Below are 22756 nucleotides of genomic sequence, written 5' to 3' on the forward strand. Positions count from 1 at the left end.
CTATTATATATCAACTCTGACGGAAGATCAAGGAATACATGTGCTTTTTTTATTATATCTCTATATTTTATCATAATCTTATCGTAAGATATCGTGTATCTTTCTTACAGTTTTTCCATAACAGGAAAAGAATAAGCCAGCATTAAGCTGGCTAAAATTCACTTTACACACTAACCTTATCATAGAAACTATCGTCTAATTCCTTCAACAAACGTGAAGCATTTCCATGTGAATATAGCTGTAAATATGTGCATGCTCTTGTAATAGAGACATATAACAGACGGCGCTCTAGCTCCCAATATTGTTCTTCATCAACGTCATCTGCTAGATTAGGGTCAACTAAATCCATTACCATGACATAGTCAAACTCTAAGCCTTTGGAAGAATGATAGGTTGAAAGTTTAATACCTGGTTCATGAGGATTTCCTTCTTCCTTTTTAATGAATTGGGACTGTAGCCTTAGTGCATCAAGTGAATGTTTAATTCTAAAGGCACTTCGCCAGTCACGTGTTAAGATAGCAATGGTTGCTTTTGGTGTTTCGGCTTGGATTTGCTTGATAGCCTTTGCCACTTCTTTATCCTGTGATTCCTTTGTTGAACAATGGATGAGAACAGGTTTTGGACCTTCTCTTGAAGGTAAAACAGGTGGAACATATTCATCATCCTTAATGATAGAATCATGCTGTTGTAAGCTAGCAGCAAGCTGAATAATTTGTTTTGTGGATCGGAAGGAGTCCTTTAGAATTTTTGTACGTCCTCCTGTTATATTTAATCCAATGTCTCTCCAAGCAAACGACGTTTTATAGATTTTTTGCCCTTTATCAGCAGCTACGATAAAAGATTTACGAGCAGCGGCCCTTAATACTAGTAGCTGTGCCTGCTGAAGGTCCTGTGCCTCATCGATAAAGATATGGTCAAACTTTACATCATTACTTATTTCAGATAAATTTTTAGAAAAGATTAAACCAAAATCATCGAAATCTAGGAAATTGCCTTTATCGTTTTGATAGGCTTGGTACACCTTGAAAATAATTTTTCGATCATCCTTTGTTACACGCACTTCACTACCACGGCCTCGACGATTCGCTTCAAGGTATTCCTCTAATGAATCAATACCTTTCCCTTTCATCCAAGAAATCTCATCCTTTAAGAACTCACTATATTCCTTTGAATTCACTAAACGATGCTTAGACGTAGCTGACACTTTTTGAAGGGCATTTTTAAACGAATCTTTATATCTAGTATCAAGCATCTTATAGCTTTTATTCATCACTTTATAGTATGAGCTCATCGCCCAGCTATGAAAAGTACGAATATCAATGTTAGTTAAATTAAACTCACGCATTAAAAGCTTTGCCGCATTTGTAAGTGTGCTACTATAAGTAAAAATAGCGATTTTGTCTTTTGGATATTTCTCTGCTGTTTCCTTCGCTTTCTTCAATAAAACAAGTGTTTTACCACTTCCAGCAATTCCACGAATTAATACTTCATTTCCAGTAAAGTCAACGATTTCTTGTTGTTGCTTCGTTAGTTTATGATTAAAGCTAGCACACATAGTCTTTTATCTACCCCTCTATTAAGAACTCTTTACGGCCAATCACCATCGTTATCTAATTCAGAACTACCTGACTTTAAGTAATCAAGCGAAGATTGGAGTAATCCCTTATCCTTTATTTCTTTAACAGCTTTAATGGTGATTTCTTCGACAATCGATAAAGGCTGTACCGTTTCCTCTAATGTTCGCCACTTCGTTGCAACTATTTTCCATACTTGTACATTCATATTACTTTCTTTTCACCGCCTCATCAATCGCAAATACCCCTGCAGAGCAATAATCTAGATGTGGACAGAAGCGACAATTATATCCTGGTGTGGCCTCTAATGTGGCTGCAGCTTCTGGTGATGGGTTTTTCAGACTTTTCATGATTTCATCCTTCTTGCTGATGGCAAGCTCAAATAGCTTTTCACGATCGTCTTTTTTCAATCCAGGGAATTGAAAGTTTTTACGAGTTTCACTAACTGATACATTTTCCATAATCATGTCTTGTCTTTCTTGACGGCGTCCAGCATAACCAATGCTCGACATAGCTAGTGATTTTTTCTTAAAGTCAGTCCACTGAGGGAACAGCTCACTAACTAATTCAATAACCTCTTCATCCTTCTGCTGTGTATAACGCTTTACTAGCTTCACAATCTCCGTAAAAATAAACTGGTGAATAAATTCATCTTTAAAAACAGGATAACGATCTAGCACATAGCCATAATAAAAACGTCGCTGACATAATTCATATTCGGCTAGTATATCCTCATATTTTAATTCCTCGTAAGCAGCTTTTAAGTCCACTTCGTTTGGTGTGTATTGACTAAAAACAAATGGATTTTCTTTGAGCTTTTTCTTATCGTTTGAATCAAACTTATGATCGACTATCTGTAGATCAAGCTGATGTAAATACACGGCCGGTTGTAAATCAACACGGTCAAGGAAGTTTCGTATCCACGATAGCTCTAATTGAGTATGAGGTAGAAAATCTAATGCAATAAAAAGTAAATATCGCGAAATCTGTTTAACCGACTTATTTCGTAATTCATTAAGCTCTAGCACACGGTGATTTTCACTTAATAAAGCATAGGTTTCTTCCTGTAATGGCCAAGGGATACTGAACTCACTTAAAGGTAGCCCTTGCTCATCAAGTCCAGTTACATAAAATGTTTGAACATTTTTCTTAAATGCTTCCCCGTCGACTTCGATAAATGGTTTAATAAACGCATCCTCTTCCTCTGAAAACTTACCGCTTAGATAAAAGTGGATGGCTTGACCGATATCTTCGTACAAAAAGAGATGCTCGTCCTCGATCTGAGAAATTTTATATTTTAATTTTTCAATTAAGCGCTCTTCCTCGTTTTGTAATACAGTATGTTTGATTGGATTATGCTCTCTAATCAAATTAGCTAGACGCGAGAAATGCTCACTAATTGAGATCGTATCTGTAGAAAGAACAAATAAATTGGTGGCCATCTCTTCTAAAAGCAGGATGAACGTTCTTATTTGCTTAATGTCATCAATGTCTAAGGACAGATACGCTAGCTTCGTAAATGGGCTACGTATACTTTCTAATACTCGGTTATCTCCTGGACTTTCAAACAGGGGAATGATCTGCTCGTATTGAGTAATCAAATCCTGGAAACGTTGAATCCATTCCTTTACAGTGGTGCATTGTTGAAAGAAAGGAAATAGCTGCTTTAGCTCATGCGTATAATCTCTAGCATTCTTTCGGTACACGATATCGAACAGCCAACCAGAAGAGAACGTACTCATAAGAATCTCTTCATTTAAAACTAAGTCACCCTCTTGAAGCATCTCATGAATTTTTAAAATAAATCGACCAACCGGATAATTCAAGAAATTCCGTTGATCAGAAAAATTCTCAGGATAATATTGCACGAGGATTTCATTTAAAATATCCGCATTTGTCGCGATAAATTGGAAGTCCTTCGTTTTTAACTTGTTCGTCTTCTCCCCAATTGGATAATGCTTCATTATTTCTTCATGGAGAAAATCAAAGAAGGTTTCATATGCCTTAATTTGTTTTCGTATAGCCGTTTGATTAACTTGCCCTTCTTCAAAGGAGTTTAATAAGGCAGTACCAATCGTCTCTGAGGGAAGATTAGTTCTCTCTTGAACGTTCCATTCATCTGTCCAGTCAAACCTTTTGGATATGAATGCTTTTGTAAAATCAAACGTATTTGGAAAACGCTCATCATAAAAAAGATAGAAAACAATTTCGAATCCGGCTTGCTGCAATTTTTTCAAAAATATCTGTTGTTCTGGTGTTACGAAGTAGAAGCCATGTAAGATAAGCTTCGTTTTAGTATCTGGGATCACAAGCTCTTCTTGTTCTATACCTTCTTCGAACTGGCTTTCCAAAGAACGATTTAAGCCTTTAATGATAGCTTCGCGTTTCCACACACGCTGTAAAGTAATCCTTACCTCGTGATAAGTGGAATCATTTAATTCAAGGGCCTTCCAAATGTCATGAAAGAATTCCTCTTTCTGTGTTAATTTGCCTAGTTTAACATCATTCGGAGTTAAGCGCGTAAACACTAAAGAACGAATCGTATCAAGTAATTCTGTTGTGTTATGGCGAAATGCATCCTTCAGATTTTGTGAGCCTGACGATTCACTAATCGTTTTTGAAAGGGTTAAATATTGATTTAATTGAGTTTCAGGAGAACTCCAGCTTCCCAATAGCCTGCTCATCACTTGGCGGATGGTAAAGATGTATTGAAACTCACCTTTTTCGTCATTTCGATAGCAATCCTTTATCCCATCTGCCATATTCTTTGTTGCGGTTATATGAATTTCATGCTTGATTCCATCGTATAAATCCTTTTGTTCCTGCCATTTTTGAGGATGGTGATAGGTGTATACACTAACGGTCATTTCGCACCCCCTTATTACCTGTTGCTTTGATTAATGAAGACCATGTTTGCTTCTTATCCTGTTCTGGTAAGATGACGACAAGTCTTTCCTTTGTTCTGGTCATCGCCACATATAGAAGTCGTGTTTCTTCTTTATTCGTTTCATTTCGCTCTAGCGTATTTAATTGATCATAGTAGCTACTGCTATCACGATTTTTTAAATACCAGCCTACTTTTCTTTTCCCACCAATCATTTCATTTTCCTCTTGAATGTAGAAGGAGTCTCGGTCACTTTCAAATTGGTAGTCTGTTTTTGGAATAATGACCGTGTGATATTCCAGACCTTTCGAACGGTGTACAGTTGTGATTTCGACCGTTTGTTCAGTCGTTTCAATCATCGGCTCATTTTCTGTTCGATTCGTTCGAATTTGCAGGGTCAACCATTCGTGTAACGTAAATAAGGTACTACTCATCGTATCAAACTGCTGCTGAATCATATTCATTAGGTGAAACAGATTCACCTTGTATTGCTGGATATTGATTTCATCATTTCCTTGCGCTTTTCGCTTTTGAGAGTACTCCGATAAATGCTCGAATATCCCTTTTTCTGAAATGATTTTTTGAATAATTGCCATGATAGGAAGGACCTTTAGCTGCTCGACATATTGGGTAAAATTCTTACCGATTTTACTATGGATAAAATCCAATATTCTTCTACTTTCTCCTGAAAACGGTAATAACACTTGAAACGGAATCTCATACCTAAAATAAGGGGTCTGTAGGGCATTCAATACATACTTTGCATCATTTGGATATAAGAGACCTTCTAGCAGGTATTTAAAATCTCGAACTGCATCACTTGTAAAGAATGTTCCATCTAGATTTTGCAGGGTAGTAATACTTGCTACATCACACCACTTATTGACTGCCTTCGCTTGTGAATTCGTTCTAACAATTAACGCGATTTTACGATTTTTGTCCTTCGGAAGGGCTTTCGTCATCGATAAAGATTCCTTAATAGCATCAACCATTTCAAGCTCTGCTCGTTTATTGTCCCTCACCGATATAAATTGAAATTCATTCCTCTTTTCAACAGCATCAGTGGCTCCCTCTAACCGATCATCCTTTGAATATGAAAGCCAGCCCTTTTTACCCCATTCCACAAACAATTGATCCAATTTATTAAGGATACTTGTCGATGTACGGTAGTTTTGATTTAATGAGATGCTAGTAAAAACGGTATCCTGTTTTGAATTTGCTTTTACCTTGCTATCTAATACATCAAAGGATCTGTAATCCGCTCCACGGAATCGATAGATTGATTGTTTCACATCTCCTACGACAAATAACTGATAGTTTAGGTAGTTTGCTAGACTAGCCACCATTTCAATCTGAACATTATCACTATCCTGAAATTCATCGACAAATAAAAACTTATTTCCTTTTATTTGTACCATTTTGTCTTGATCTTGACTAAAATCCTTAATTTTTCGAATGAGGTCACCCATTGATACCGCATTTTCCTTTTTCTTCTCCTGATCAAGCTTATCCTCACAATGCTTGAATACGTACTCGAATAAACCATGAACACTCTCATACTCAGTAGATTTCGCTTGTCCCCAATCTAAATCCATGATTTCCTTCTTCGTTAAGCCTTTTTTCTCCATCTCTTCCCAAAAATCATACATGACATTGATTAATTCATAATGAGGAAACTTAAGCTGAACGAGCCCTTTGACCGTTTTGGTACGGAAGTATTCATTCGCAAGCTGTTCAATAATGTCCTTTTTTGTTTTGACAAAGCTTCGTAGCTGAACGTTTCGGCCAAGCCCAAGCTCATGTGCTAACGACACAATGATCGATTTTGCATAAGAGTGGATGGTGCTAATTTGCATTTCTTTTATATCTTCAGCATAAAGCAGGTATTTCGTTCGACCAGTTAGCTTTGATAAATGAATCAGCTTCTTTTGTAAACGCTCCTTCATTTCATTCGTAGAATCATTGGTAAACGTTATCATAATGACATCTTTAAGGGATAGCTCTCCCTTTGCGAGTAAAAATAAAATTCGATCAATCATTACATGCGTTTTTCCCGTTCCTGCGCCAGCGGTCACCATTAAATGCTCATCAAGTGGTGCATGGGAGGCTTTATATTGACCTAAATTGAACTTAGGAAAGTTAGAGGTAATGATTTCTTGAATAGTCTCCGTTACCTGTTCTCCATCCTGGATAACGATAGCATCCTGTCTTACAGCTTGATATAAATTTGTATAAATTAACAGCTGATATTCATCTCGAAATGGTTTAAACTGATTTATCCATTGCTCAGGTAGCTGAACATAGCTTAATAGGAATATTTTTAACCCTTTACTCAGTGCTTGTTCAATAGCAGCTTTGTGTTGAACAAACTGCTCTTCACTAGAAAGAATATAAAGCTTAGAGAAATAAGCCTCTTGTGGAACAAAAGACGTCTCTGCTTCATCCATAATTGAAAAAAGGCTCTTCATGATGGACCACTGTCGATTATTTAAAGGTTCGTTCGCTTTTACTATAAAATAGCTTTCTAGTATACTAATATTATTCAGCAGGTCGTCCTGAAATAGAATGGGCGGAGAATGCAATAACTTATCAAAGCCTCTCATCTCCCATTCTGAGCGAGTAATATTAGGTAGAGCAATCACGACACGCTTGCTAAAGCTACGATAAAGCAATGGATTTTTCTCTAATTTATTACATAGCATATAAAGCTGTTGTTCCGCCTGACTATATGGGTTTCCTTTATCTGTATAAAAGTCACGATAGGTCCAAACATGTCCCTGTATCGATTCGATTTGATCGATTCGAATACCCTTAACCTCAATAACAGTGACACCCAGCTCTTGATCCACTAGTAAGATATCAATTTCTTTTCGGCCTTGATGACCTCGATTAAACATAGGATAATGAAGAAATGCAAAGCTATTACGCCCAGCAAAATATCCCTTCACTGCATCCCATACTTTTCGTTCCGCCTCGACTCCAGCTCTATTTTCCAAATCAGTCTCTATAAACAATAGTCGATACCCCCATTTAGACCTTAAACGTAATCCTAATTACCTACATACTATTTTACAATTAAATTCAGACAAGTCATAAAAAAGATTTCTCCAGTACTGGATAATTCCGGCAAATAAATCATGAAAAAGTAAGCTCAGTCTTTACAACTGTACTTACATATGAAAACTAATTTTTATTACTTTAAAGCTTCATCTAACTGAATCAATGGCGTTACCACTAATTTAGACACCATTCATCATTTTGCCCTATCTTTCATAATATCAGTAAATTGAAAATAATCCCAAGTTAAATTCATAAAATATGAAATGACCGCTATTACCAATGGATTTCTGGATTCAATAAAAAAAGAGGTGTTAGCTTAAATACAAATCAATCTAAAAGCAAAATTAAGGAGGTTATGAAGGGTGAACATGTATTAGCTGTTTTTTTAGACACTTTTCTTTATCACAAATATGCAGAAGCTCCAGTTAATCTAGTGATTCATAAAGACGTTTTGAATGCGATGGCTGACTTTTATTTTATTGTGTATCGGAATTAGCCTTATGTAAAGCTCGAGAATTGTATTTCTTGGATAAGAAAGGAGTATATCAATGATTAAAGGAAAGCCACTCTGGATGAGTGTTTTTTTATGAAGACATTAATTTTGTAGTAATTTAAACTGATGATTGATTAGCCTTTGTCTATATTGTTTTTTAGTAATCTCTGTTCTTCGGGAATAAGGAGACAGGCAATATGTCCAGCACAGTTTTAAAAAATTGATTCTTATCGTTCTGAGAAGAATACCCTTCACCTACACTTTTCATAAATAACTATTTATGGATTGTTGTATAGTCATCTAATTTAAAATAAACTCGAAATAATAAATAACATTTTAAGGAGACTATTATGGAAATAGTTCAATACAAGGATAAAATTCTATCTGAACTTAATGAGGTTAAAAATCAAGTAGGAGTCTCTAATTCGAATAAGGTTAGTATTTCCTATATAGAACAAAATATTAAATATCTAGATAGAATTGGTGATCTACATGATTTTTTGATCTACTACAGAAGTAATAATCAATCAAAAGTAACTATTAACGATCTAATGAAACAGCATGGAGCTACTCCATTAGACCATCTCCTAGATGAAGGGATTCAAATTACTGAGAAGTATAAAGAAGATATCACTGAAATTAGTGATTTTAAAATTGGTGAAACGTACTCCCCTTGGAAGATTGCTCTGTTTTCAAAAACTTACACCATACAAAATGGAATCTATCCAATATATGGGGATATAGCGCGTGATAACAAAGCCATCCTAATTGTAGCTAATCTCAATAAAGGTGTTCATCCTAACAAATGGCTTGAAGAAGATTTCGTTTTAAAATATTACTTTAAAAAAACACCTCAAGGGACATACAATCATAAATATAATCGAGAAATAATTGAATCTAAACAGAAGGGAATTCCACTTTTCGTATTCATTAAGGAGGATTCTATTAAAGATGGAAATAATCTTTTTCTAAATGGAATCTTCGAATATAAAAATCATTACACGGAAGAAGATGGGAAGCAGTGGTTTAAATTAATAAGAGCACAAGTAAGTGAATCCTATTATAGGAGGCCTTCATACAGAACAGAAAGAGAAGATATTGAAGAGTCAGTAGAAGCTGGTGAAACTGAAGTAGTTGCAATGACTAAGGCAAGACTTGGACAAAGAAAGTTCAAGAAAATATTACTCCAAAACAAGAAGTGCTGTAATATTTGTGGACTTAGAGATGTGAGATTTCTTATCGCTAGTCACATTAAAGCTTGGAGTAAGTCAAATAATAAGGAACGCTTAGATCCTAATAACGGACTACTATTATGCCCAAATCATGATTCCGTTTTCGATAAGGGATATATTACGTTTGATGAAAAAGGAAAGATTTTGATATCTGAAAGACTAGATGAAAGTACGTTTTCTCTTCTTAACATTCACGAAGGTATAAAAATTCAATTAAACAAAAAGGAACAGGATTATATGGATTGGCATAGGACGTACTTTAAGGAAATTAATAAATCAAACCTTTAAAATTCTCATAAAATAAGAAAAATATAATAAAGGAGAGACTACTTGTCTCCCCTTTACTAATATAGTTAATTTATACATTTTCGCGCCTCGCAAGTATGGGATTGTTTTAATTCGTGCACCTGATTAGTGCTATTTTCATATACATCCCTCCTGGTTTCTAATTATTATATAACAGTTCTATTTACTAATTCTGGTATAATATTATAAATGATTTTGTTTGTACTTACTAATACACTCATTTTTTTGATATAGGAGGCAACCATGCGCTTTAGTTATACACATTATCAGAAGGACCACTTGTATAAGGTGCTGTATATAAGGCTGGTAGTCAAGGAGGGGTTGCTTCAGATCCTCTATCTATAACTTCTTATTACTACCACCCACCTGCTAGTAAATAAAACTAGCTTTATATTTTGTCCCAGAATAATTTGAATCAGTTTCATTTTCTCCTCACCGCTATTATTGCGCTGGTTTTAATTTAAACTCATAAATAACTTCACCTTAAATCCCCATTAAAGGAATGCCTAGTATTACATAGATTAGGAGTCTTATCGCCAATTGTTCTTGGTTTAACGGAGTATAAATGCTGATCCTTTGCCGCATAGTTATGAATCTCAAACACCCCAGCTAATAAGTTTTCTAAATATGGTAGACGTTCATTTATTGATTGAATCGTACGATGTTGGAGACCCTGATTACTTGTATGAAGTTGTTCGGCTAGCTCTTTAGTAATACGCTTTTGAGTTTTAAGGTCTTTACCATTCATTTGCTCACGATAAAGATTTATTACATTTAATAGATATTGCTGGTCGGTAGTCCAAGGTAATGCCATAGCAAATCCCCTTCTCTAATTAGTTATTATTGTTTTTTAACAAATTCGACAATTCCTGTAAATACCCTCCAAAATCCTACTATTCCGATTGGTTCGTTTTTTCTTTTTTTATCAATTGTTACCCCTGTCTTTTTGACTAAATTAAGGACAGTTCCCTTGAAAAAAAGAATAAACCCTTTCTTTATATGTCATACTGTTCTTCTTTATTAAAAAGAGGGTCGGTTCCTATAAATCATAGGAACCGACCCTTGTATGGCATTAATTTAAAATGCTAAAATATAATCTTTTCAGATACATAACTAATCATGTAATTGAACATCTACAGCATTGTCTTCGCTTCTAACCTCATAACGCTTTTCAGGTTTTCCATATACGTTAACCAGCTGATGACTTGTTGAAAATGAATTATCCTCAAGATAGCTGTTGCTTCCGAAAATTACTTCTTCAATATGCCGCGATTCCAACTCAATCCAGTCCGGCTGGTTCTTGCATAGTTGTTCTACTCTCTTTATCATTGTGAGATTTCCTACATTTACCGTAGCATCATCCGGCATTAATATAAACAGATAATCTCTAGCTCTACTAATAGAGACATTTATGATATTAAGTTTATTAAGAAACATATCCTTTGAAGATGATATGGACGGTGGCGGGTTGAACAGTGCAAAAATAATGTCACATTCATCACCTTGAAATCCATGGATTGTCCCTACTTGAACATCTATATTCTTTGGAAACTTGAAAGAAGCCATTAACTTATCAATCAAGTCAGACTGAGCACGATATGGTGCGATTAAACCTATTCTGAAAAACTCATTTCCATTGACCTTTTCAAGAAGAGAAGACATGTACTTTACGAACTCAAATGCAAAAAGTGCAGAATACACATGATAATTACTTTTGCTTTGTAGACGTTTCGGACGAAAAATGCTTTCATATTTACTTACAGGAAACTTAATGATATTTAATGGCTTTATATCCATGAACTCTTCAATAAGCAACGGTCGCCTATTATCTGCGGTTCGGTTATGGTGTAACACACCGCCGTATGTAAACTGACTAAATACCTCACCAATTTCGGGAGTACTTCTATATTGAGTGGTCAGTAGCTTAACACGGTACGGATGAGGAATCGTTTTAGGATCAGTAAATGATTTAAGCTCCACCATGGTGTAAATGTTTTCGTTTTTCCATATATCAACTGTAGTAATCGGTTCTATCTGGAAAGGATCACCCGCAATTATAAACTTCTCAGGTGTCTTCTTATAAAGTGGGAAAATGATATTTACTAGCGGTATCATGGATGCTTCGTCAATAATGATATAGTCCCAGTTTAGAGCATTCAAATGAAGTCTTGTATCTCCTTCTGGCAGGAAATAATCGTATGGGAAACGGGCGATAGTCGTCACGGTTACATTTCTTGGAAATGTTCGAATGTTCGTGGTCTTATCACGAAAAACACCGCTCTGCTCAATGACACTGTCGTTCGTCGCGCCAAACCGTACAAGCCATTGAGTATAACTATTGTTTTGGTCAATTTCCATAAGACGACGCACAAGAACGTCTGCCGCTTTGTTTGTCGGAGTTAAAACAAGTACTTTTAGGTTATTATCTTCTTGCATAAGGGGAAGAATAACCTCTTTTGCCAAGTGCGTTGTTTTTCCGGTTCCGGGCGGTCCGAAAACAAATTCAATATTATCGCATAGGTTGTACTGCATATCATAGTCGTCATCTAAATCAAGGTTATTAAACCCTTTTCGTAGTTCCTCTAATAGAAACACAGGATTCTTTGCCTCAATTCTAGCCTCAGTAACGAGTGATAATTCTACCCCATCAATTTGCGCATTCGTCTTCAATTTCGCCCTTAAAGTGTAAGATTTTACGTTAACAACCTCAACTGCCACTTTTACCATGGGCTGATTGGCAAAATGCAATTCAAGTGGTATATCCGCAAGGTCTTCCATAGATTGAGGAATATAACGACTCGGATGCTTTAAAATAAGTGTTCGTGAAGTGCCTTCCTCAAGTTCTACCTTTGAGAAAGATATAGAAATCTCTCTGCTGTTAGCAGTATTATCACCCCTATTTAGCGATTCAAGTTCAAGTAAAGCTTTGAACCATCCGAAAGAGTACTTTTCTGCATTTAACGCTTTTTGTGATAATTCATCTATCTGAGCGATTTCTGCTATTTCGTTTGCACTTCGTTGTTTTGCTTGCTCTATTTTCTTGCTAAAATTGATAGATGGCTTTGTGTATTCATCCTCATCAGATTCTATTGTGTGTTCTTCTGTAAAGGGAGCAGCAGTCTCTTTTGTTTTTGGAACAGAAACAGCTCTTTTCCCAATCTCTTTTGCTATACGAGAAACAGCTTGGTTTTCTGAAGCTTTATCGAATTCTTCTCCTTCATCCGTTTCGTCACCATCAGCCTGATGAGTAGAGGAGTGCTTATTGGCCCGATATTGCTCCGCGAACCGCTTAAGTTCTTCGCTTGGAATATCATAAAGGGCTTCAGCTAGTTCAATTTTTTCTCGTTGCTCCTCTGTTAAATTATCATCGTCATAATCAGTACCTGCATTTGTATTATCAATAACTAAATACCGAAGAAGCTCCACCGCCTCGTCCTTTGACAAATCATATTGGTGCGATAAGGTTTGTACTGTTAATTCACCTGCTGATACGAATTCGGTATCACTATTGAGGAGCCAGGACGAATTGCGAAGTCTCAATGCTTCACTCGAATCAAACTCCATATACCGCGGACTACGATAAAAATACTCACATTTCCCTTGTAATATGTTCCGCAAGCTGTTGTAAGAATATCCGTATTCAACATACTTCAATAGCTGCTCCCATACCATAACGGATAAATCAGCATCTTGTTTTTGAATTAAATATTCGATTAATTCTTCACAACCATCAATATACTTTTCATGCCATTTCCTAACCCGGGTAGAATTCGGCCAATCATCCCTGATTTGATAAGCTTCTTCATCACTCAACTCACGTGTTAGGATCCTTGGTTCATCCTTCGCACCGAGGTCTGTAAAAAATCTATATAATTCCTCGTTTTTGCCCTCACCAATTAGTTTTAAATATTCTTCCAAAACTATGAATCTAGTATCTAGCTTAGCTTGAAACCATTTTCTTAGGGTATCGCTCGGAAGATAAAGATTACTTGCCTTTCCGCGATAAATCTTATCATCATCAGCTGAACGAAACTTAACAAAAGCATATTCTTTAATGAGTGATATAAATCTATCGACTTCATTCTTGGGACATTCGTTATAATACTGAAAGAATTTCTGAAAATGTTGCGAAGTGTTAATCCCCCCTTTATTATCTTTATAAAGCGGAAGAATATGATTGTAGATTTCATCCCGCAAGGAAGGGCGTTCAACTCCAAGCTGCTTAAGAAGTGCAGCTGTATCCTCATTTTTCAATAACTCAGGTAAAACAGTATTATATCCCTCTGTATCAGTCGGCAAAAATAACACAACTTGTTCATTTTCATCAAGGGGAGCAACAGCATTTCTGTCTTGATTAAGAAATATCGGCTTATTCTTAATCAGCTTTGTTCGACCGCTCGTTTCCGCAATCCAACTATAGAAGGAATGTAGCCAATCAACTGGCTGGCCCTCAATAAAAGCCTTATCGATTCCACCAAAAACTTCCTTACTACCCTCAAATTTCCAACCGTTAACAATATCATCTTCATTAATCCACACATGTGTAATTGAATCAATATATTTAGTGAGTGCCTCATTTTTACGACGTGTATCCTGCCTGCCGAATGATGTAAAAACCCATTTTGCTTTTGCGTTTACGCTTAAACGAGCCAACTGATCAATTGTGAATAATTCAGCAATTTGAGGAACATACGCCCAGTAAGCATTTTGCATCGATACAAAACCTTCTGAAGTTGGTAGCAATTCCTCACTACTCATTTTTTCATGAATGGCTGTATAAAAGGGCATGAATGAAATCTTCCTTTTGTCGTTCACATCGCTAAACTTGCTTTCATCATAAGGTATAATGTCAAATATATCATCATTAATTAGGGGATAATCATTTGCTAGACCGATATCCCTAAGATAAACAAGACTATCCGCTGCTAAATCGGCCAATGATTCAATCATCCCTTTATTATGTGGAACACCCACTCGGATTCCCTCGCGGCTGTCAGTTAGCAAGAACGGTGCGTGAATAATGAAGTTAAGATTTGTTACCTCCTTTGTCGGGAAGAAGCAAAAGGCTGAATGCTGTTTTGCAGTCAGATTTTCTTCCTCATCGAGAAAGAAACCAACTGAATATGAGTTTCTATTACCATCCTTGCGTGAAAATAACCACACCTTATCTTCATAAAGTTCCTCACCGTCGTTTTGCATAAGGCAAATATACTCTGCAGTAGTATCACCAAATTGCTGCTTTTTCGCAATGTTTTTACGGTATGATCCCTTAGTACCCAAAATTTCGAAGGAAATGTCCTTAAGACTTGGAAGAAACAAAAGAGGATAAACTAATGAACGAAGTTTATCTGAAATATCTTCATATGCCTCACCAGCCTCCCGCTCTGTGTGATCAAATGGAAAAACGAATAGAGTTTCATCTTGTTTTCTGCCAGGAGAATCTTCACTAATTAATGTCGGTACTATAAAACGATCTATTTTAAAATAGATGTTTGGGTCGTAAATATGCGGTGTTGAGGTGTATTGAAATACTGACTTAAATCCGACACCAAATTTACCTATGGTGGCTTCGCGTTTACTAGAATTGGCGATTGATGTTATTGCATTAATATCAGCTAGTATTCCGTTTGCAGAATCCTCTTTTTCAGTTGCTGGATTTGATATTGAAAAGCGCCTTGTTCCGTTGTGTACAAATACTAATTTATCCTTATGTAACAAAAAACGAGCCGATGTAGCTTTTGCATCATCAGCATTTTGGAGCAACTCATAAATAAAGTGTGCTTGATCCGAATACTTCTCGACAATACTGGTCTTTACACCCCGCAAAGCAGGGTCATCAAGAGCATCAGCAAGACGCTCTCTATGCTTTGACAGTTGATTAAAATAAATATTGTCTTGAACACTGTTTTTAGGTACCGCCATTAAAATTCTCCCCTAGTTATTTAAAATTTGATAGATTAATATCCAATATTTTACTATATTAAATAAACTATAACATAATTCATCTGGCATATATTTTGGTTTTAAAAAAAACAGCTATTAATAACTGCTATGTGATTGATGTACTCCATAATATATCCGTTACCCTTGAATATATTATCAAGTTCATGTTGTGGTACTTCCTAACTTTCTTGTGTTTAAGACCATGGTTTCCTGATTAAAGCTGACTATCCCAAAAAAACGAAGCAAAGCAGGCTGTTGTCCTGTTTCCTTCGCTCTTAAGTATTACTGTTTACTAACTTAAATAAATTCAATCTCATTCAACATTTCCACTAAAGTCTTCCCCTTCACCCAAAGATTCTGTTGGTACATATGAATACCATTAATAACCAATGTTTTGTCATTAGCATCGTCACCTGTACCTCTGATAAAAAAGGTATAATTTTTTGATTTCGGGAAGTTAATGGATGTTTTTATCGTTCCAGATTTTTTGTTTACCATAGGTGTACCATCTTTTTTGCATTCTACCGTTTCTTTTAATAAATTGTTATTTATTAAATCTCTAACCTCATCCCAAACATTTCTTACGTCTATTTCTATTAGATGATTCTTAAACATGATTCGTTTAAACCCTAAAAATTTATTTTCAAGTAATGTTGAAGTGGTTGAGGGCTCTTCAAATAGAATGCACAAAAATTGCTGATTGTTAAAATAGTTAAATACAAACGATTCTTCAAAAGGAATGTTCTCATCCGTCCATTCTGTAAAATCGATGGTAAATAGTTTTGTATCCTCTGTTCTCGTTCCTTTTGTTGTTTGAGTAATTGTTTTTGGGATGAGTCCAATCTTATTAAACAACTCAATCTTACTTATTTTTTTGGAATTTCCACCAAACATTTTCACAACAATTTGTTCAGAAATGGACTTATGTACATCGCCTTTTTCACCTAACTTAAGTGGAATATTTAATTCCATCATGAGTTCTCGAATCGTTTTTCCACGATGTAACTCCGTTAAAGCATGTAACTTTTCATCTAATTCTCTAAATGAAGAATATTTAGCCTGTAATTCTTCAAATTTTTCCCCAAAGTATTTTTGGACTATATTTGTTACTGTCACTCTTTTCAAACGGAATCTTGGTCTATTCGGCCATTTCGGAGCAATATCAATCAACATTAAGTCTTTTCTTAATTCAGAAGAAATAGTATGGTACTCATTTTCTGGGATGTCATATTCCTCTTGTAATTTCTTTATGTAGCCCTTTACAATACTCCAGTCATTTTTCAGAATTTCCTGATCTTCCTCAGAAAACTCATGAAATTGGTATCCCTTAATGACGAAATTAGCATAATCCATCGCTTTTACCGTGACAGCGCTATCATAATGATAATACACCATCAGCATGATCTCGAGTTTATGCCAAAAGTTAGATGTCTTAAAATCTTCTTTTGTTATTTTTTCTGGCGAAACAGCTGTAATAGACATAGGTTCTTTGGCTTCAAATTCATGGATACTTTTCTTTTTTGGCTTTCTAATACCTGTCGTTTTTAACTCAACATCCTTACCATCAACAAATAGATCTGGTCTTTGATTAGAATCCGGCGGATACCCTAGTACAGACTGTTCAATTACATCTCCTGCAATTCCAGTAATTTTCGGATTGGTTATAGTTCTATTAAAAACATTATTAACATCCACTTCACCTAATGTTTTGCCAATCACATGATTAAACGTATCTTCTAATTGTTTTTTTGAGAACACATGTCCTGTCAAACATATCCCTCCTAGATGTCTTCTATCAGACCACGGGGACGGTTCCCGTGGTACCTTTATATCACGTATAAGTAAAAAAATAACCAGTAGAACCGCCCCTTGGTTATTTTAAAGCAAATATTCTAAATCTATTTGAAATCCTTCTAAAATCTTCGAGGAATTGATTCCAACATTTGTTTTCATATCATGCTGTTCATACATTTTTTCATTATTAATGTATCGAACGTGACTGTATCTAGCATTGGATTAATGATCCAATATTCTTTGACTCCATAATTGGGATACAAAGGGAACATGACTTTGATTCTTTCTGTCATTCTTCTTAAATTCTTAGCCTTATGGTCTAAGACATGGTTGGGGTTTTATTCATATAACATTCTTTTTCTGCCTTTTCTCAAAATGCCTATGAAGACGATACTCACAAATTTCTTCTGTCCATTTATAAATAATATCTTCATGTTCCTGTCTTACATTCAAAGAGAGATTAAAATTATTATTTTCAAAAGTAGAGCTTCCTCCCCATTTGGTCATCGGCATTCTGGCGATGAGTTTACTAACCTTTTTCTCGTCATATTCCCACAAGGTCGTCGACTCATTATCGGAGAAATCAATTCGTTTACGGTATTCTTTTTCTGTTAAATAGTTATGGAAAAATGGTGCTACTTCTTCTGGAGTAATGGGTTTGAACCACTCTTTTTTACCTCTTTTTAACATAGCCGCTAAAACCACCATTTTGTAGCTCTTGGTCATAATTGTCTTTTCAACTTCAATTAGCCAATCTCTATACTCATGGTACGCTTCAGCTTCTTCATCAGTAAGTTCCCCAGCCCAATCCAAAAATGCAATAAATGTCTTAAATTCTTGCTTGTATTCATTTACGTCGATTGTTCCCTTTAAATGTAACTCAAGATAAGTTGGTCTTCTGCCAATTTCCTCTTTCAATTGTCGATAATTCGTTAGTAACTTATCCCTACGAGGCTGGTGCTTCTTAGAAAGTTCCTCAAGCAAATTAATCACACGTAAGTCTACATCAAAAGCACAATTCTCAGGTACTTGAGGAATGAACGGTCTATTTTTACGCTTTTTATCACTAGGTGATAGGTCGAATAAACTTAACTTATTATCAGCATTACGATAGTTCCCAATTAAATCGATAATCACACATTTTTCTTTAAAAGAATGAAGACGGAGCCCACGTCCTACTTGCTGTGTAAAAATGGTTAAAGATTCTGTTGGCCGCACAAATAATAATGTATCCACAGATGGGATATCGACACCTTCATTGAATAAATCAACGGTGAAAATAATATCAATTTCTGCCTCGGATAACTGACTTATAGCTTCCTTTCTAGAAGTATTTGATTGAGAGTGAAGTGCTATTGATCGATACCCTTTTTCTTGAAAATATTGAGATAAAAACTCAGCTTGTCTAATAGATGAACAGAAACCTAATGTACGGGTTTGCTTATTAGACACCCAAGCTTCAAGCACCTTCTCAGCCATATCTTCTTTTAATTGTATGGCTAAAAGTTCTTCTGCATCATATTGTTTCCCTAGCCAGGTGATTTTCGAGTAATCGGTCTCATCGTACACACCAACATAATGAAACGGAGCTAGCCAATGACGTTCTATTGCTTCTATGAAATCAATTCGATAAGCTACATTTCCTTCACATATCGCATAAACATCTTTACTATCATTACGATCAGGTGTGGCAGTAATCCCTAAAAGAAAAGAAGGTTGAAAATAATCTAGTATACGCTGATAGGAGTGTGCTGCAGCGTGATGAAACTCGTCGATCACGATGAGATCAAATTCATCTGGTTGAAAAACTTCTAAATGCCTCTTCCTACTTAACGTCTGGATAGAGGCAAAGATCACCTCTGCACCTGGATCTTTTTCTGTTCCATTGTAGATACCGTAAACCTTGTTAGGATCTACTTTTTGAAATGATAGTTTAGCCTGATTCAATATTTCTTCCCTGTGGGCTACAAACAAGATACGCCCAAATCGTTGAGAGAAAAAGCCAGCCAAGTAAGTTTTACCAAGGCCTGTTGCCATTACAACCATTGCTTTGTTATAGCCCTCTTCTACTGTTGATTCTAGTTGTTCCAGAGCTTCAATTTGAGCGAACCTCGGATTAATAACATCATAAGGAGATGGTTCCTCAGCTATTCTATCAGGTTGATGTTCCTCTTGGGTTGGGGTAAACATAATATTTAGTTCTTCTTGCTTCGTCATTTTATGGTGCAAATGAGGGTTATTTACGTGAAAGGTTTCATAATCCTTTTGGTAAAGCTTAACTGTTTCATTATTTATTGCAATGGTTTGATCCGAATAAAAGAGTTCAATAAATTGCCTTAATGCTAATTCAAATGTTTCTTCATTTGTTGTTTCTTTTAACAAGACATTCCACTCTACACCCCTTGTTAATGCAGAGTTAGACAAGTTGGATGACCCAATGATTAACGTCCCATTATCTTTATACTGAAACATATAAGCCTTTGGATGGAAGGCAACACCATTGCTCTTCCAAAGTCTTAACTCAATTCCTGGATGGATATTATGTAATTTTCCAATTGCCTCTGGCTGAGTAATGTATAGATAATCTCCTGTACAAACCTTTATTTCAGCACCTCTTATAGCAGCATCTCTTAGTGGCTCTTCCAAGAGCTTTACCCCAGACTTCATCAAGAAGGAACTTAGTATATATAGAAGACGCTTCTTGTATTCTCCCCTTTAACTCTTCGATCAAATTACTCGTGATTAACTGGGTATTACTCATCACTAACCTCAATTAGTAAAACCTTCTCCTTAAATCCACCTCTGACCATTACTTTCTGTTCTCTTACTCTTTCAATTTCAGTCATAGTAGTGCCATGATACTGAGCCATCGCATGCATGACTTCTAGTAGATCTGCTAATTCCTCTACTACTTCCTTTTGGTCTTTAGCATTATAGTATTCTGCAAGCTCTTCTTGTGCCTTCTTGTTTAATTCGTTTATGTATTCCCCATCATTAAGAATTCTAGATGTGAATGACTTCCCTGTCTTTTCAATAACTTCTGGTATTAAATCTCTTACAAGCTTGTTATATACTGGCATGATAGATCTCCTCTGGATTAATAGATTCTTTTATCTGGTATTACCCCTCTAACACCTCCACGAGGGTTATCTAAATCCCCCTTATACCGTGGAATTAAATGCACATGAACATGGAAAATAGTCTGTCCAGCGGTTTCTCCACAGTTTATTCCGATATTATAACCATCTGGCGTAAATTGTTTATCTAATAACTCTTTACCTCTATATAAAAGCTCATCAATGGCTAATCTTTCTTCACTAGTTAAGTCGAAGTAGTTAGCTATATGTCGTTTAGGAATGATTAATAGATGTCCATTAGAGACTGGAAATTTATCATAGATAGCAAATGCTAGTTCATTTTCTAGGACTTTTTCTGGTATTGAGCAGAATGGACATGTCATAAATGTAACCTCGTTCCTAAATAATTGGAAATATACTTACAAATTGATTTTATCAAAAAAAGTATGTCGAGGTGACATACTTTTTTTGATTAATTATTGTTTCATTAAACTATTAGAGAGAAAAATAAAACTCTCTAATTTTACCAGCCATCAATTTTCTTCTTAATTCCAAGAATTCATCATATCTGCTATAGTCCATATCAAATGTTTCTACTGGTATACTATTTTGCTTAAGGTTGTGCATAAGGACATTAATATCTTTGATCTCACCGTACCTATTACTATCTGAGTTGATTTGTTCCTTAACTTTTTCCATATATACTTTAGGAGCTTGGTCTTTAATCGTAATATTAATTTCTTGCTGTGTGTATGCGTAATTGGCTATCTGATTGTACTGACCTCTATTGTTGTATCCATTTTTCTGCAGATACTTTTTAGGAAAGATATGGTGTATATCTCCACGTTCTTCTATCAGATGTTTAACCTCTACTTCTTTAGATAAGAAGCCTTTATCTCCACTCTTAATTTGAGCCATTAAATAAAGATTAAAATATGGACTACTTGCAACAGAGGTATTTAAACGAGTGACTAATATATTGTTCCAGAATGCATCTGAAAGCTCACCCTCTTCAATGTTTTTCACATAACTTTGTGGATCTGATGCATTATTAAATCTTCTTACATCAAATTCAAACATTGATTCAGGTGATCCAGAATAACGTCCTGTTAACATTGATAACACTAGCCATTTACGAACTGTTTTATTTATAATAGCCTGGTCAACCTTCTTATCCCTTAGCAATAAGTATAATACATAACCAAAATTCAGTGTATTTTGGGAGCGTATAAGGCTCTTATTAATAATCCCTGCTGACTTTACAATCATTAAATATCTCTTAAAGTTTGTTTCATTGACGAATGAAAGCACACCCTCTTCTAAAGTTTTAAAAGAAGCTTCGGCAATTTCTTCTTTATATTCTCTAGTCTCAAAGTCTCTTCCAGATAATAAACTCACCAGGTTGGAGAGTCTTCCTCTGTAAAACTTAGAGGTAAAGGCCACTCGAAGTAAATCAGAGTAATCAGGGATATAAAGAGACTCATTATGGTCTTTTATCCATTTAATTTTGTTAAAATAATCAGTTCTTGCAAAATCCGTATCGTTTGATGCGATTGTAGAATAATCAGTTGGATTTTTAGCTAAGTGACAGAAGTAATCAATTGTCTTTCGGATGTGTACACCATTGTAGTTTTCATTTACAGCGATCTTTGACATAGCAAAGTCTGCTTGACTTAAAACTACACCTTGAGAGTTTATTCGGATAAAAATCTCGGTTACCGTTTCTATGTCTAGTTCATGCGAAAGTTCAATTATGCCTAAATTACTATTCCGAATATGCAATAATTTATTTATAATCTCCCCAATACTGTTTTGGTCTTGGATATTATTACTCTGACAATAACTATTTACAAAACCAAACATATTAAATCCACTTTTAAACATACTAGAAATATCATTTATCCACTCAACATCTTTTTGAATTGCTGGGTTAGTTACTTCGAATTTCTCCTCTTTGGGATTGAAGGCAATACGAATTTTTTTCTTTTTATAATCTGAACCAACCACTTCTTCTCCTAATAACGCTGCAGTCATAGCAGTAATTCTTTGCTGGCCATCAATCAATATTTTCTTCCCCATTGATTGTGTTCCATCTTTTAGCTTCGTATCTGGGTTTCTCCAAGTAATAATATAACCAACTGGAAACCCTTGATATAGTGAGTCCATTAGATCTCTTACTTTACTTGAATCCCATACAAAAGGTCTTTGTATTTCTGGAATTGCTATTTCACCAGCTTTAATCCATCCTAAGATTATATCTATTGAACCATTATTTACTACATATTTAGCCATAGATGAGCCACCTTTAGTTTGAATTTTAGTCTTTCATTTTCATTCTACCTATCAGTAACATATTGTTTATTACAAGAATGTAGGAGGTAATACTTTAGTTC

12 protein-coding genes and 1 pseudogene are annotated in these 22756 nt (G+C 35.4%); 2 read left to right on the forward strand and 11 right to left on the reverse strand.

The window, feature by feature from the left end; genetic code table 11:
- Nucleotides 1-163: 163 nt before the first annotated feature.
- From G4D63_RS05050 to G4D63_RS05065, 4 genes are read right to left on the reverse strand one after another with little or no spacing between them, the layout of a single operon-like run.
- Nucleotides 164-1555: a 3'-5' exonuclease gene (locus tag G4D63_RS05050; RefSeq protein ID WP_163178273.1), complete on the reverse strand. Its 1392-nt coding sequence runs from the start codon at nt 1553-1555 to the stop codon at nt 164-166.
- A 32-nt stretch (nt 1556-1587) separates the two neighbouring features.
- Entirely contained in the window at nt 1588-1782 is a 195-nt protein-coding gene (locus G4D63_RS05055; protein ID WP_163178275.1) for a hypothetical protein, read from the reverse strand.
- Between the two features lies 1 nt (nt 1783).
- Entirely contained in the window at nt 1784-4441 is a 2658-nt protein-coding gene (locus G4D63_RS05060) for a hypothetical protein (protein WP_163178277.1), read from the reverse strand.
- Entirely contained in the window at nt 4431-7472 is a 3042-nt protein-coding gene (locus tag G4D63_RS05065; RefSeq protein WP_163178279.1) for a UvrD-helicase domain-containing protein, read from the reverse strand. Before G4D63_RS05065 ends, G4D63_RS05060 begins: the two co-directional genes overlap by 11 nt.
- 401 nt (nt 7473-7873) lie before the next feature.
- On the opposite strand from G4D63_RS05065, the gene G4D63_RS05070 reads away from it, so the two are divergent.
- Both G4D63_RS05070 and G4D63_RS05075 read left to right on the forward strand, forming a co-directional pair.
- Entirely contained in the window at nt 7874-8014 is a 141-nt protein-coding gene (locus tag G4D63_RS05070) for a hypothetical protein (protein WP_163178281.1), read from the forward strand.
- A gap of 347 nt (nt 8015-8361) precedes the next feature.
- Nucleotides 8362-9531, forward strand: a complete 1170-nt coding sequence (locus G4D63_RS05075) for an HNH endonuclease (protein WP_239585867.1) — start codon at nt 8362-8364, stop codon at nt 9529-9531.
- A gap of 496 nt (nt 9532-10027) precedes the next feature.
- On the opposite strand, the gene G4D63_RS05080 is transcribed toward G4D63_RS05075, so the two are convergent.
- The 7 genes and pseudogenes from G4D63_RS05080 to G4D63_RS05110 form a co-directional block, all read right to left on the reverse strand.
- Complete coding sequence (locus G4D63_RS05080) at nt 10028-10363, reverse strand: hypothetical protein (RefSeq protein WP_163178283.1); 336 nt, start codon at nt 10361-10363, stop codon at nt 10028-10030.
- Between the two features lie 299 nt (nt 10364-10662).
- A complete protein-coding gene (locus tag G4D63_RS05085; RefSeq protein WP_163178285.1) occupies nt 10663-15471 on the reverse strand; it encodes a DEAD/DEAH box helicase in 4809 nt (1602 codons plus the stop codon).
- Between the two features lie 318 nt (nt 15472-15789).
- The gene (locus G4D63_RS05090) at nt 15790-17262 is read right to left on the reverse strand and encodes a MutH/Sau3AI family endonuclease (protein ID WP_163178287.1); all 1473 of its coding nucleotides are present in this window, start codon (nt 17260-17262) and stop codon (nt 15790-15792) included.
- Between the two features lie 366 nt (nt 17263-17628).
- Nucleotides 17629-20047, reverse strand: a pseudogene (locus G4D63_RS05095) (DEAD/DEAH box helicase family protein).
- Complete coding sequence (locus G4D63_RS05100; protein ID WP_163178289.1) at nt 20040-20366, reverse strand: nucleoside triphosphate pyrophosphohydrolase; 327 nt, start codon at nt 20364-20366, stop codon at nt 20040-20042. Before G4D63_RS05100 ends, G4D63_RS05095 begins: the two are co-directional and overlap by 8 nt.
- A 17-nt stretch (nt 20367-20383) precedes the next feature.
- Nucleotides 20384-20746 carry an HIT family protein gene (locus G4D63_RS05105; protein WP_163178291.1) on the reverse strand — a complete coding sequence of 121 codons (363 nt, stop codon included), beginning with the start codon at nt 20744-20746 and terminating at the stop codon, nt 20384-20386.
- Between the two features lie 112 nt (nt 20747-20858).
- Nucleotides 20859-22655, reverse strand: a complete 1797-nt coding sequence (locus G4D63_RS05110) for a DUF262 domain-containing protein (protein WP_163178292.1) — start codon at nt 22653-22655, stop codon at nt 20859-20861.
- Nucleotides 22656-22756 lie beyond the last annotated feature (101 nt).

The sequence above is a fragment of the Bacillus mesophilus genome, from assembly GCF_011008845.1.
GTDB lineage: Bacteria > Bacillota > Bacilli > Bacillales > SA4 > Bacillus_BS > Bacillus_BS mesophilus.

Bases quoted from the DNA above. Each gene is read 5' to 3' on its own strand.
- G4D63_RS05105 (WP_163178291.1), bottom strand. From the start codon at position 20,746: ATGACATGTCCATTCTGCTCAATACCAGAAAAAGTCCTAGAAAATGAA.
- G4D63_RS05055 (WP_163178275.1), bottom strand. From the start codon at position 1,782: ATGAATGTACAAGTATGGAAAATAGTTGCAACGAAGTGGCGAACATTA.
- G4D63_RS05050 (WP_163178273.1), bottom strand. From the start codon at position 1,555: ATGTGTGCTAGCTTTAATCATAAACTAACGAAGCAACAACAAGAAATC.
- G4D63_RS05070 (WP_163178281.1), top strand. From the start codon at position 7,874: ATGAAGGGTGAACATGTATTAGCTGTTTTTTTAGACACTTTTCTTTAT.
- G4D63_RS05080 (WP_163178283.1), bottom strand. From the start codon at position 10,363: ATGGCATTACCTTGGACTACCGACCAGCAATATCTATTAAATGTAATA.
- G4D63_RS05100 (WP_163178289.1), bottom strand. From the start codon at position 20,366: ATGCCAGTATATAACAAGCTTGTAAGAGATTTAATACCAGAAGTTATT.
- G4D63_RS05060 (WP_163178277.1), bottom strand. From the start codon at position 4,441: ATGACCGTTAGTGTATACACCTATCACCATCCTCAAAAATGGCAGGAA.
- G4D63_RS05110 (WP_163178292.1), bottom strand. From the start codon at position 22,655: ATGGCTAAATATGTAGTAAATAATGGTTCAATAGATATAATCTTAGGA.
- G4D63_RS05085 (WP_163178285.1), bottom strand. From the start codon at position 15,471: ATGGCGGTACCTAAAAACAGTGTTCAAGACAATATTTATTTTAATCAA.
- G4D63_RS05075 (WP_239585867.1), top strand. From the start codon at position 8,362: ATGGAAATAGTTCAATACAAGGATAAAATTCTATCTGAACTTAATGAG.